The organism is Pseudalkalibacillus sp. A8 (assembly GCF_045920555.1).
Lineage (GTDB): Bacteria > Bacillota > Bacilli > Bacillales > Fictibacillaceae > Pseudalkalibacillus.
Genome location: NZ_CP174509.1, coordinates 2,504,791 through 2,518,777 on the forward strand (window position 1 = coordinate 2,504,791; position 13,987 = coordinate 2,518,777).

The 13,987-nt window shown below is 37.8% G+C and carries 11 protein-coding genes; all 11 read left to right on the forward strand.

The window, feature by feature from the left end; translation table 11 throughout:
* The first annotated feature begins 11 nt into the window (after window positions 1–11).
* The 11 genes from ACJROX_RS12990 to ACJROX_RS13040 all read left to right on the forward strand — a co-directional run bounded on the left by ACJROX_RS12990 (window position 12) and on the right by ACJROX_RS13040 (window position 13,987).
* Window positions 12–860, forward strand: a complete 849-nt coding sequence (locus tag ACJROX_RS12990; RefSeq protein ID WP_408011158.1) for an NmrA/HSCARG family protein — start codon at window positions 12–14, stop codon at window positions 858–860.
* Window positions 861–1,929: 1,069 nt separating this feature from the next.
* Window positions 1,930–2,193, forward strand: coding sequence for a VOC family protein (locus ACJROX_RS12995; RefSeq protein WP_408011159.1), 264 nt, complete (start codon window positions 1,930–1,932; stop codon window positions 2,191–2,193).
* A gap of 572 nt (window positions 2,194–2,765) precedes the next feature.
* The gene (locus ACJROX_RS13000) at window positions 2,766–3,440 is read left to right on the forward strand and encodes a reverse transcriptase domain-containing protein (RefSeq protein ID WP_408008979.1); all 675 of its coding nucleotides are present in this window, start codon (window positions 2,766–2,768) and stop codon (window positions 3,438–3,440) included.
* 40 nt (window positions 3,441–3,480) lie between these two features.
* Window positions 3,481–5,022: an IS1182 family transposase gene (locus ACJROX_RS13005; protein WP_408008337.1), complete on the forward strand. Its 1,542-nt coding sequence runs from the start codon at window positions 3,481–3,483 to the stop codon at window positions 5,020–5,022.
* Window positions 5,023–5,167: 145 nt separating this feature from the next.
* Window positions 5,168–5,854, forward strand: coding sequence for a reverse transcriptase domain-containing protein (locus ACJROX_RS13010; protein ID WP_408011550.1), 687 nt, complete (start codon window positions 5,168–5,170; stop codon window positions 5,852–5,854).
* 1,111 nt (window positions 5,855–6,965) lie between these two features.
* Complete coding sequence (locus tag ACJROX_RS13015) at window positions 6,966–7,700, forward strand: SDR family NAD(P)-dependent oxidoreductase (RefSeq protein ID WP_408011160.1); 735 nt, start codon at window positions 6,966–6,968, stop codon at window positions 7,698–7,700.
* A 445-nt stretch (window positions 7,701–8,145) separates the two neighbouring features.
* Window positions 8,146–9,117, forward strand: a complete 972-nt coding sequence (locus ACJROX_RS13020) for a LacI family DNA-binding transcriptional regulator (RefSeq protein WP_221568234.1) — start codon at window positions 8,146–8,148, stop codon at window positions 9,115–9,117.
* A 231-nt stretch (window positions 9,118–9,348) separates the two neighbouring features.
* Window positions 9,349–10,629 (forward strand): ABC transporter substrate-binding protein, encoded by a 1,281-nt coding sequence (locus ACJROX_RS13025; protein ID WP_408011161.1) that lies wholly within the window; start codon window positions 9,349–9,351, stop codon window positions 10,627–10,629.
* Between the two features lie 62 nt (window positions 10,630–10,691).
* Complete coding sequence (locus ACJROX_RS13030; RefSeq protein WP_221568232.1) at window positions 10,692–11,567, forward strand: carbohydrate ABC transporter permease; 876 nt, start codon at window positions 10,692–10,694, stop codon at window positions 11,565–11,567.
* 2 nt (window positions 11,568–11,569) lie between these two features.
* Window positions 11,570–12,412: a carbohydrate ABC transporter permease gene (locus tag ACJROX_RS13035; RefSeq protein ID WP_408011162.1), complete on the forward strand. Its 843-nt coding sequence runs from the start codon at window positions 11,570–11,572 to the stop codon at window positions 12,410–12,412.
* A gap of 120 nt (window positions 12,413–12,532) precedes the next feature.
* On the forward strand, window positions 12,533–13,987 hold the full coding sequence (locus tag ACJROX_RS13040) for a glycoside hydrolase family 32 protein (protein ID WP_408011163.1): 1,455 nt from the start codon (window positions 12,533–12,535) through the stop codon (window positions 13,985–13,987).

Sequence of the window (13,987 nt, forward strand, 5' to 3'; positions counted from 1 at the left end):
AGGATTTCTACATGACAAATTCAGACAAAACCATTTTAGTGTTGGGTGCCACGGGAAAACAGGGAGGCGCAGTTGCCAGGAAGTTGTTAGCTGATGGATGGTCCGTGCGCGCGGTTTCGCGGCGCCCGGATCAACCGGCTGCACAAGAACTGCAAAAAAAGGGCGCCACAGTCGTTCAAGCGAACATGGATAATCAGCAATCTCTCTTGGAAGCTATGCGGGGGGTTTACGGTGTTTATAGTGTTCAACCTTTGTATTCAAAGGATCCCGAAAAAGAGATCCAACATGGGAAAACAGTAGCGGATGTTGCCAAACAGGTCGGCGTCTCACATTTTGTATATGGCTCGGCCGGCGGCGCTGAAAGAGATAGTGGGGTTCCCCATTTTGAAACAAAGTGGCAAGTTGAGAAATATGTACGTGCTATTGGTTTACCTTTTACGATTCTCCGTCCAACTGGTTTCATGGAAAACTTTATAGGATTTAGTCAAGCTCATGAACAAAAATTGATGGTACAGGGATTTATGGATGTGAATACGAAATTACAAATCATCTCGGTGCAAGATATTGGGGCGTTTGCTGCAATTGCCTTTAACAACCCGGAAAAATACAAGGGAATGGCCATTGAAATTGCCGGGGACGAAGTGACGCTTTCAGAAGTGGCAAAAGTGTTTAGTCAAGTATTTGATACGCCATGTGAAGTTTTGGAGTCTGCCAGGGAACAATTTCAGAAAAATAAAATGTTTGAATGGTTAGAAACTGATGGGTATCAAGCTGACATTCCTTCACTACGAAAAGTTCATCCCGATTTGCTTGATTTATCAACCTGGGTTAAAAATTCGGGATGGGATCCATTTGTTTAAGAAGAAAAAGGTGCTAATGTATAATGAATCGATAGTTGTGTGATTTTATTAAGCAACAGAAAGGGTATCTTATGAACAGACAAGAAATACATCAGATAACAAAGAAAATAAGGAATTGAGTGCGGCAGATCAGTATCCGGTTAGTGTTGCCATTTTGCTTTGGTACGTTCCCACCACGCATTGGCTGGACAAATGCTTCGTAAGATAGGATTGTTCGCAGGCTAAGAAATTCTAATTATGTAATTGTGGGATCAGGATGGTCAGTCACATAACCGCCTCGGCCGGACATTGGGTGTTGACCATTCAACCGTTGCGAAAATGGTACGAAGGTTGGAAGAACTTCTATCGCCCCTTGGGAAAGCCTATCTCGAGGGGCATTATGCCATTAACGGGCGCAAATGTTGAATAATTTAAGCCCAATTTCTCATTTATATCACTGAGAGATTGAGCTTTTTAATATTAGAATTTCCTTAACGTTGTAAATGCGGTTTCCTAGCGCTACCTCCAACAGGGCTCAGTCTTAACATTTAATTCCTGCTATTTGACGAAACCGTTTTTCCATGCTACATCGATCTCATATTACAAAAAGGTGTGGTGAAGTATGTCGGTAGTAGGTATCAACTAATTGTTATTAGTTGAATAAGGTGCTTATTTTCTGGTCAATGCCAGTTTATTAAGAATGCCTTATTTCAAACATGTTACTCTAACATTTTTGAATACCTGCTATCAGAATGCTTCCATTTCCATATATTCGTTTAGCGTAGAATGTAAGACATTAAGCTTTGAGAGTGGATTCTATCCTGTCATGCTTAATTTATTTAGGTCTTATTTATTCATGTCTGTTCGAGATATGACCTTGTTTTGTGACAAGGCAAGGTTATGCCCTCGGAAGCTTTCTGTCCAGTTAGGTTGTCTAAATTGGAAGGCAGAGAAGGCTTTAGCGGGCTTATTTTATTTGGAATGAGGAAGATAAAATGAATAATATGACCTTTGAAAAATTACAATACCACGAATTTAAAAATAAAGTTAAAAACCATTGCGTCAGCAGTTTAGGTAAAGAGTTAATTGAATGATTACAGCCAATCTCCAATATAAAAGTCGTTGGTACGATGCAGGACCAACTATAGAGATTTTTCAATATTACCAAGAAACCCCTGATAGGCATCCATCAAATATTAGCTATCAAGGGTTTGGACATATTGCATTAGTAGTGGATAACGTTGAAGAAGTTTTGAATAAGTTAATCGAATGCGGTGGAAAGAAATATGTGGCTTTAGAAAAAAAAGTACGAGTCCAGTTGTTTATGCAGAAGATCCCGAAGGGAATATTATAGAGATACAGAATTGGAAAAAAAGAATTGTGGTACTTTCCATCATTTATTCTACAATAGGGCGCATGTGCGGCCGAGCAAGGTCGTATCATATAACGGGTGGGATTCCCGTCGAGTAAGAACTAGCCATTCGCTCGTAGCGAGTCTTGGAGGACTAAAGGTAACTTTAGTCTTTAAGCGTGGACAGTGAGGTAGCGGGCCGAAAGCCAACTGGTTGAAGGGATTGAGCTCCATAATGATTGTAAATCGAGAGGGCTGATGCTTTATGCGCTGCAGAAAGCTACATTTTACCCTTCGATAAAGGCAAGAAGGGTAAAGCCTCTCTGGAGTCATAGACCTTGGCACGTTATACATTGATATGATACGGCAACTCGGGAGACCCTACCGGTCTTTTCTTTTTTTAGAAGAGTATGGTGTACAAGCGATAAAAAGCAAGGAAACCAAATGCCGATGTAGGGAGTCGGATAGCAGCGTAGTACCGATGAAGTTGGGTAATGCCGATGGAGGAAAGGCTGCTACCTAGTTATCACCCTTACTAGGGACACATTTACTACACACAGAGGTAGGTATACTAAATGGAAACAAAACTATTAAGGATAGCAGAATTAGCAAAGTCTGATCCTAAAATGAAATTTACATCTCTTGCACATTTACTAAATAAGTTAGCACTAGCTCAATGTCATCATGAACTACCCAATAGGAAAGCAACCGGGATTAACGGCACAACTAAAGAGCAATACAGTGAAAACTTAGAAGAAAACATAGAGGAGTTAGTAAGTAGGCTTAAAAGTAAAAGCTATCGACCTGTTCCAGTAAGAAGAATGTATATTCCTAAGCTCAATTCACACAAGAAAAGACCACTAGGAATTCCGGAACATGAGGACAAGATTGTTCAAAAAGGCATTACGAAGATACTGAATACCATCTATGAAAATGACTTTCTAGACTGTTCCTTTGGGTTTCGCCCAAACCGTAGTTGCCATGATGCTTTGAAAATACTGAACTTCTATATTGAAAAGAGGTCAGTAAACTATGTAGTAGATGTCGATATTAAAGGATTCTTTGACAATGTTGACCACAAATGGATGATGGAGTTCTTAAAACTGCGAATTACTGACCCCAACCTACTAAGAATAATGGGTAGGTTTCTTAAAGGTGGATACATGGAGGATGGGAAGAAATATAAAGCAGATAATGGCACACCGCAAGGCAGACCTCCGAAAAAAGATCCCAAAAATACCCCCCGGTAGTATATAATAATATTATAAGGAGTTTTCAGGGGGGATTTCAGTGCTTAGAAAGGCGAATTCTAAACAACTTTCAGCATTCGACCAGTATTATTATGACAAAACCGTTCCGCAAGATCATTTATTACGCCAAATCGATGAAACAGTGGATCTTTCTTTCATTCGTGAAATGCTTTTGGAGCGATATTCTGATAATCGTGGAAGGCCGGCAGAAGAGCCTGAATTTATGTTTAAAATTTGTCTTTTAGAGTATCTATATAATCTCTCCGACCCTCAAGTTATTGAACACATTCGTGTCAATTTAGCTTACCGTTGGTTTCTCGGGCTAAACCTTGATGATGAATTACCAGATGATACGACAATCAGTTATTTTCGTGTAAACCGTGTAGGACTTGATAAGTTCAATGAAATCTTTCAATGTCTTGTAGACCAATGTATTGAACAGGGTCTAATTGAAGCCCAACCGAAACGAGCTATCGTTGATTCCACCCATATTATTGCAGATGTAGCCATTCCGACATGGCTTACTTTAGTTCGTCAAGCTTTGGAAAAAGTAATTAGCGAAGTAAAAATGACCGATGAATCAAAAGCCAGCGATTTTCAACAGCGTTATAAACAGCTTTGGGAAGAGTTGAAAGGAAAAACCCGTGATGAAAAATTACCTCACGTTTTAGAGCTTGCCACAGAGCTTGTGGAATTTGCAGACCCCTTACTAACATCAGATAGTCAAGATTCGTCGGCTATTACGATGTTAAAAAAAATCATTTCAGATCGTAAGGATACGGCGAAAGATCGCATAATAAGTGTTGTTGATCCAGAAGCGAGAACCGGGCATAAATCCGATATGCGCAAAATACAAGGGTACAAAGATCATATTATGATTGATGAAGAAAGTGAAATTATCACCGCGGTGAAAGTCACCCCGGCCAATGCAGAAGATGGAGATCAGCTCGTTGACTTGGTTACCCAATTTCAAGAAAAACATCATGTGCTGCCTGCCGAGTTATCTGCAGATAAAGGGTATTGGTTTGGAAAAAACCTCCGGTTTTTACACGAAAACAATGTCCAGGCTCACATTAGTTGGATGAAAACGAAACAACATAATTCTGGTCTATTTAGCCCCGAAGACTTTGAATTTGATGTAGATAAAATGCAGGTAACCTGTCCAAACGGAATAGTCAGTACCAAGTATAGAGACCGTACAAAAAAGAGAGATAATAGAAAAGGATACGAATTTACATTCACAAAAACCCAGTGCCGAGATTGTCCATTGCGTTCTCAATGTACAAAGAGTAAAAGCGTGCGAAATGTATTTATCAGTGAATACTTTTTTGATTTGAAAAGAGGACGAGAACACTACCGGACTGATCAATATAAAGAAGCAAGGCAAAATCGGTGGTTGATTGAACGCCGCCATGCAGACAAGGTAAAAAATCATGGATTACGGCGTAGCCGGTATCGCGGTACAGAAAGAACCGGGATTCATTCACTGATGAGCACAATCGCCTCAAACATAAAAAGGATGAGTAAACTCATTGGACAAAAACAATCACGGGAGAAGTCTGCCTGTTTGACCACTTCATAAACAAAAAAGATCGAAAGCAAAGGAATGTTTGCCTTGAAAACGCTCAACTGAACCAACATTCAAGCCCTATGAGCTTCACGTCATCCATTTTATGTAAAATCCTATTTTTTTACTCCGTTTTTTCGGAGGTCTCCAAGGTGGAGTAATATCTCCGGTATTAGCCAATGTGTATCTCCATTATGTCCTTGATTTATGGTTTGAGAAAAGGGTCAAGAAGCAATGTAAGGGACAGGCATATTTAGTAAGATATGCAGATGATTTTGTGTGCTGTTTTCAATATCAGAGCGATGCCCAGGAATTCTTTCGATCATTAAAGTTTAGATTAAAGAAATTTTACTTGGAAATAGCCGAGGATAAAACCAAAATTATTCCCTTCGGACGGTTTGCGGAGAAAAGTGCAAAGCAAAAGGGGAATAGTAAACCAGCAACCTTTGATTTTCTAGGTTTTACTCACTATTGCAGTAAAAGTAAACAAGGGAAATTTAGGGTGAAACGGAAATCCAGTCGGAAGAAAGTCCAAGGTAAATTAAAAGAGTCTAAAGAATGGTTGAAGAAGAATAGGAACAAAGATATTCATATGATCATGGATAGATGTAGACGCTCGCTTATAGGTTACTACAACTATTATTGCATCACTGATAATATCCTAAATGTTAGCAACTTCAAAGACAAAATCGAGAACTTACTGTTTAAATGGCTCAATAGAAGAAGTCAAAGGAAATCCTTTATATGGGATAAATTCAGCCTATTTCTTGATAAATATCCACTGCCATCACCAAGAATTAAAGTGAATATATATGATTTAAGGAAAGAGATTACCTACATTCTGTAAACGATAACTAGGAGGAGCCGTGTGCGTTGGAGCAGCCGTCAAGGCTGAAAATCTTATGGAGTGAAAGCCTCCTGTTGTCAATTGACCGATTCAGACAACTAGCATATCCGATGCGTGAGGAGGTAACAAATCACGTTCTGCTCGGACGTAAAAGCCGTAGCTGCCTATATTACTCAGAGAATATAAGGTAGGAACAGTCAGTACGGCAAGCAAACCTAGAGGCCAGAAGGATTTAACGAATACTGCAGTCTCGAAATGGCTCCCCCTTCAGAAGCTGTTGAAGGGAATGTTGCGATTCGCCGACCTGTTGATGCATTGGGGAAGGCCGAAGCCCTATAGGAAGAAACGGTTATAAGCACTATAGGGGAAGCCGGGATATGGGCTCTAGCATCTAGGGAAAGATTTTCAGAGATAACGACGGGAAGGTCCTACTTCCAGCTGGGACGACAACAACCAGCAAAGACCCGTTATATAAGGTACCACCGAAATTGACAGGAGGATTTAGGACTGACGGATGAGGTCGTAGTAGCTAAGAGGAAAAGGTAATGCTTTTCTAAATATGTAGAAACATATTTCAACAATGGTAACACCAAAGTTGAGCAAAGGACCTCTGGGCACTTGGATGCCATGGGATGTGAAATAGGACACAGAGCCTTAAGAATAACAGTTATTTGTCCCGAATATGGCTAATTATGTAGTAAACCTTGTTATTGATTGGGGAACATGGGTGTCGCCATTTAATCCTAGGATAATAAGGGAAGGCTCATTTATTATATATCCAAGGTCAGAACCGGACTCGGGAAATCCGACCGTCCGGGATCGCAGGGGGGCTTCAGGAAACGTAGCTTTAATTAGTGTGCGCGCCTGAATTCTATCCAGACAATAGCGCAAGCACGGTTCTGGGAGGGGATGGAGTTCAATTTACCGTAAGGTAGAGAGGCTCCATTCTACTCGACTTCCTTTATAAGAAGGTGTTCTTTTTTAATAGGTCTATGTTCTTAAACGATCTTCACGTCAAATTTTAAATCAGAGGGTTAGTTGAAATGAGAAATGGGTAACACTCATGATACAATTTAAATGAGGAAGTAAAAAAAGTGAGAGGATTTTATTAGTGCTTAAAAATCGAAAAGTAATAATAACGGGTGGGGCTTATGGAATTGGAAAAGAAATTGTTAAACAATGTTTACTTGAAGGAGCTTCAGTAATTGCATGTGATATTAATGAATCCTCCCTACATGAGTTAAAACGGTCAACAGATGACCAGTATGTTCTGCATACATATCAGGTAGATGTAAGTGAGTATGAAGAGGTTGCCAAGTTTTTTGAATATGTTAGAACAGAACATTCTGATGTTGATAGTTTAGTAAATAATGCAGGGATTTATTTAGCAAAGAATATACTTGATTATAAGGTAGACGAAATTGATAAAGTCCTTGATATAAACGTTAAGGGATGTGTTTATTTCTCACAAATGTTCGGGAGGAAATTACTTCAAAACCAACGTAAGGGAGTGGTCGTGAATATGTCTTCAGTGTCAGGGATAGAAGGCAGTTCAGATGCAATTTATGGGATATCAAAAGCTGCCATACTTGGTTTAACTAAGAGTAATGCAATGAATTTCTCGCCTTACATCCGTGTTAATGCAGTTGCGCCTACCATGGTTAATACTGCGATGATGGGTACAATACCTGATTGGAGAAAAGAGGAATATTTAAATCACCAACTCATCGATACACCTGTAATGCCTAAAGATGTTGCTGATACAGTTATCTTCTTATTATCAGATAAATCTAAGCATTACACAGGGGCAACATTTGATTTGAATAATGGAGGATATATAAGATAGTTCTTGTTTTTGTTCAAATGTACCAGCTATTATATGCTAATTGTTTATTCAAGAATCGGTTTCTTCAGTAAAAATACCTCTTTTTCCTTCTAGAGGGCAGATAATTAGTATTATATATCAGCATTCGGACCCATTGTTGTGTAAAGGATACGTGGTATTTCACTATCGCTAATCTGCTTGTTCACCTTCGACCGAGTTCCGAATGAAAGTAGGTAGCTTCTTGAAAAAGGATTCTAACACAGACTGGGCTTGTGTTCAGGGTAAACTGCTCCCGATTTCATTGATCAACAACCTATTCTGAGCAATGAATCATGGGGGTCTTTTTTTCTGGTATATTGTTATCATCAAGATGATCCTTTCCCACTTCTGGTTAAGAATATGGTAAAATAATTAACTGGAATTTATTGAATGATACATTAAAGAAAATATAAAGGAGAATTCTACTTTGAAACCGAAAATTGAAGACGTTGCCAAAGTTGCTGGTGTTTCCCCAACCACTGTTTCTAGAGTACTGAATAATCGTGGGTACATCGGTGAAAAAACGAGAGAAAAAGTGTACAGAGCAATGGAACAAATAAATTATTATCCTAATGAAATCGCAAGATCACTTTTCATAAAAAAAACTTTCTTAATTGGTTTGATTTTCCCTACGACTAATAATCCTTTTTATGGGCAGCTTATTTTTCATTTAGAGAATATTGCTGCGTCTCTTGGATATAAGGTGTTACTATGTAATAGCCAAGGAAGAGAAGATAAAGAAAAGAGCTATTTGAAAATGCTTCAAAGAAATCAAGTAGATGGGATAATCGCTGGTGCACATAATAAAGGTATCAAAGAATATGAGGACCCCACGCTGCCTGTTGTGGGAATCGATCGTTATTTATCAGAAAAGATTCCTGTTGTTTCAAGTGATAATTACGATGGTGGAAAGCTGGCAACCCAATTGTTGATTGATAAAGGGTGCAAAAACATCATTCATATAAATGGACCGCTTTCTTTAGAGACTCCTGCAAACTTGAGAAGGAAAGCGTATGAAGATGTAATGAAAGCTAATCAATTGAAACCTCTTACTTATGAATATGTATTGGATAATAGTATTTTTCCTCGATTATTTGAAGAGAATCCTAATGTTGAAGGTATTTTTGCGAGTGACGATATAATCGCTTCCCATGTGATTAGAGAGGCTAAAAATAGGAATATTAAAATTCCGGAAAATCTCAAAATCATAGGTTATGACGGAACGGAGACAACGAAATTATTACTTCCGGAATTAAGTACAGTCGAACAACCTATAAAGGAAATTGCAACCAAGGCTTTGGAAATTCTAATGAATCAAATCAATAAGGAAGATGATGACATTCATCCAGAAACCATCTTACCTGTAAGATTAATCGAAAGTGAGACAACAAGAAAGTAAGTGGGTTATCACCCACAGCACTTTCTTTCATTCATATTTCAGGAGGGATATATTTTTTAAAAAATTATGTCAACCGGTTGACATATTAAGCCCATTGACATATCATCTTGAATATAGGCGGTTACATAACCGATGTTAATATTCTTAATTTTGAGAAATTTATTTTTTTTAGCTTTTCAACACACAAGACGCTTAAGAGACTTTTATTTTCGAGAGGGAGGAATTAGAAATATGAAAAAAATTATGCTTTTGATTGTTTGTACGTCCATGGTATTAGGAAGTGCAGCCTGCAGTAATGAAAAAGCATCTGGAGATCCCAATGAAGTATCGATTTGGGTGCATACCTCTAAAGAAACGGCTGAAGGTGAAGCAATGCAAAAAATTATCGATCGATTCAATGAGCAAAATGATGGAAACTATACAGCCAAAATTGAGTTTATTCCTAGGAGTGGAAGTGGCGGCGGGTATGAGGATAAGGTTAACGCCGCATTGACAACAAATACTTTACCGGACGTCTTAACTTTAGATGGACCGAATACTGCGGCATATGCAAAAGCTAGGATTATTGCTCCAATCGGTAAATATATAAGCAATAAAGATGATTTATTACCAAGTATTATCCAACAAGGGACATATAAGGACAAATTGTATGCTGTAGGATATTCAGAATCAAGTGTCGGTATTTTTTATAATAAGCAAATGTTAAAAGATGCGGGCATTGATTTATCTACTTTACCTACAGTTGATAAACCATGGGATTGGAATCAATTCATGGAGCTTTGTGAGATTCTTGTTAAAAAGTATGATCAACCTGCAATTGATATGGGCTTGAATGACCAAAGCGAGTGGTTAATGTATGCATTTTCTCCGTTTTTGTGGTCACAGGGAGGATCAATCGTTTCAGAAGATAAAACGAAAGCAACGGGTGTTTACAATGATGAAAACAGTGTAAAAACCATGACCTTCATCCAGGATATGGTGGAAAAAGGGTTTACCACAAAAACTCCTGTTGAAAAAGGGTTTCAAACTGGAAAATATCCTATGAAATTTACAGGCTCTTGGACTATTGCAGAAATGGAAAGCAGTTATCCAGATGTGGAATATGGTGTTATGCCTTATCCAACCTCCCCTGATACTAATAAACTTGTTTCACCATCAGGATCCTGGCAATATGCGATGTCATCTACTACAGATAAGAAGGAAGCAGCTGGGGCTTTGATCGATTTTATGACATCCACTGAACCGCTTAAGGAAATAGCATTAGCAAATAGTGTACTGCCAGCATCTAAATCCGTAATCAAAGAAGTGCAAGATGAAGTATCCCCTCAAATGAAGATACTTATCGAGCAAAACTCTAAAACCGCTCATGCTAGACCAGTTTTACCTGAATACCCAAAAGTAAGTAGGACATTCCAACAAACGATCAGTGATCTGACTTACTACGAAAAAAATAAAGATATACAAAAGTTGCTGGATACTAAGGCGTCACAAATTGACAAAGCTCTAAAATAAAAGAAGGGTAATCCGACTTGGAATATTTCCAAGTCGGATTAATTTTAAAAGGAGACATCAAGATGAGGAAATTCAATTTAAAAGAAAATCTTTCTGCCTACTCATTTTTAACTCCAGCTTTAATATTAATGGGTCTGTTTTTTATCCTACCTGCGTTGATGGCTATTTATTACGCGTTTACAGACTATTATCTATTGACTCCTGACGATAAACAGTTTATTGGTCTGGAAAATTTCATTCAAATATTTAACGATACAGTCTTTATGCAAAGCCTAAAGAATATCATTATATTTGTCGCCTGTGTCATACCTGTCCAAGTAGGTGCAGCACTTGGAATGGCTTTATTAATTAATAAACGAAGAAGAGGAAACATCTTCTTTAAAGTAGCCTTTTTTGCTCCAGTTGTGCTATCTCTAGTCGTCATTTCAGTTCTTTGGTTATATTTATTGAATCCATCTGAGGGTTTAATCAATGTCCTGTTAGCAAAAGTAGGGGTTGATCCACAGCCATTTTTAAAAAGTCCAGATCAAGCTATATATACGATTGTTTTCGTGTCCGCATGGCAAGGTGCGGGGTATCAAATGTTAATTTTTCTTGCTGGTTTACAAAACATACCTTCAAGTGTGTATGAAGCCAGTAAAATTGATGGTGCGAATAAATGGCAGAATTTTATTCATATTACGCTTCCCTTGTTGAAACCCACATCTATTTTAATTCTTATTACAACTTTTATTGCCGCTTTTAAATTGATCATTCAACCAATGGTCATGACCCAAGGTGGACCGATGAATTCTACTATGACTCCGGTCTATTATATTTATCAATCCGGATTTTCGGATCGGCTGATTGGATACGCAAGTGCTATGACTGTTGTTTTTGGAATCGTGATTGGGATTGTAACCTTGATTCAAAGTAAATTATCGAGGGAGGAAGCGTAATAATGAAAAAATCAATAAAGAAAATCGCGGAATATCTATTTTTGATTTTTTTAGCTAGTATTTTTATCTTTCCAATGATTTGGATGATTGCTTCTTCTATGAAGCCCGAAGCTGATATTTATATGGATATGGGAAGTATTCAATCTCTTCTCCCAGCTATGAATCTTTCAGAATGGTTTGAAACCTATCAAAAATTATTCTCAAGATTCAATGTCCTGAAATATGTGTTAAACAGCCTCATATACGCTGTAGTGGTAACAATTGGCTCTATTATTGTAAACGCTATGGCTGGATATGCCTTTGCAAAATTTAATTTTGTAGGCAAAAAGTTATTATTTGGTTTGCTAATAACTTTATTGATTGTTCCAGTTGAAACATTGATTATTACTCAGTTTACAGTCGCTTATGACTTAGGGATTGTAAACACCAGATTGGCAGTTGTACTTCCCATGATTGCAAATATGCTCTATATCTATTTGTTTAGAAACTTCTTCAAGGCAGTACCAGAAGAAGTCATAGAATCAGTCAAATTAGATGGCGCAAACTACTGGATAATCTTTTGGCGTATAATTCTCCCAATGTCAAAACCCGCTATTGCGACGGTTGGAACGTTATCTTTCATTGCCAGTTGGAATGATTACTTATGGCCTTTGATGGTTTTAACAGATACGGAAAAGTTTCCACTCCAAGTAGCTATTACCAACATCAATTCAACTCCACCTGTTTACACTAATCAGGTTATGGCGATTCTTACTCTATCCACAATACCATTGATTATCGTTTATATCGTGGCTCAGAAATACTTGCTTCAGGGATTAGGGGGATCAGGAACAGGAATTAAATAACAATAATGAGTTTAGGAAGCTATTGTAGTTATCTTATGAAACCATTGATTTCAATGTATATGAGGAAAAAAGAAGAATATAACATCTAGATATGTTTCATACAAATGGAGGACCCTAAATATGACAACTAATAATTTAAAGAAATACAGACCACATCTACACTTTGCACCAAAAAGAAATTGGATGAACGATCCGAATGGGTTAGTTTATTTCAAAGGAGAGTATCATTTATTTTTTCAATATCACCCAAATGACAGTGTATGGGGTCCAATGCATTGGGGCCACGCAGTCAGTAAAAATATGATTAAATGGGAAGAACTTGATATAGCCTTATATCCAGATGAATTTGGAATGATTTTCTCTGGGAGTGCAATTGTAGATTGGAATAATACAACCGGTTTTTTTCCAGATGAACCGGGGGTAGTAGCTATTTTTACACATCATCTTGAGAATGGCGAAGAACTACCGCCAGTTCAAACCCAAAGTTTAGCTTTTAGCCACGACCAAGGGAGAACATGGACGAAGTATGAAGGGAATCCAGTACTTATAAATGACACAAAAATAGATTTCAGGGATCCTAAGGTATTTTGGTATGAAGAAGCAGATAAGTGGATAATGGTTGTAGCTACTGGTCAGACTATCTCTTTTTATTCTTCACCGAATTTGATAGATTGGCAGTTTGAAAGTGAGTTTGGAAATAATATCGGTGTTCATGATGGGGTATGGGAATGTCCGGATCTATTTCCATTAAAAGTAGAAAACAGTAATGAACAAAGATGGGTATTGATTGTGAGTGTTGGAGACAACACTCAATATGATATAGGTTCTCAAACACAATACTTTATAGGTTCTTTTAATGGTTCTACATTTATTGCAGAGAATGAGTCAATTAATTGGCTGGATTTTGGAAAAGACAATTATGCAGGGGTTAGTTTTTCTGACATTCCTAAAGAAGATGGAAGACGTATTTACATTGGATGGATGAGTAATTGGCGCTATGCGAATCAAGTTCCAACAGAAGGGTGGAGAAGTCAAATGACGCTGCCCAGGCAACTTTCTCTTCGAAAAAGTGGAGATGTCTGTAAACTCATTCAACATCCAGTAAAGGAACTCGAATACTTTTTATCCAAAGAAATAGAAATCAACGGCATAATTGAAAATGAAGATGGATTGAAAACATATCAGGTTAATAAACCTTATATAGAAGTGGTACTGAATATTGAAATGCTGGATGCAAATCAATTTAGTCTTATCCTGCATCATACGAAAGAACATATGACGACCATTGACATCGACTCTATAGAGAAGATTTTGAAATTAGATCGTAGTAAATCAGGGATTGTTGATTTCTCGGATAATTTTTCCCATGACCAGATGGTGGCGCTGGAAAATACTGACGAAATACAATTGCGTATGGTATTAGACTCTTCCTCTATTGAACTGTTTATCAATAGAGGGGAATATGCTCTAACAAGCTTAATCTACCCTGATCAAGCTTGTGAAGCTATTTCCGTTTACTCTTCCAATGGAAAAGTCAGGTTTACAAATAGCTATATATCCACCCCGCTCAAGTAA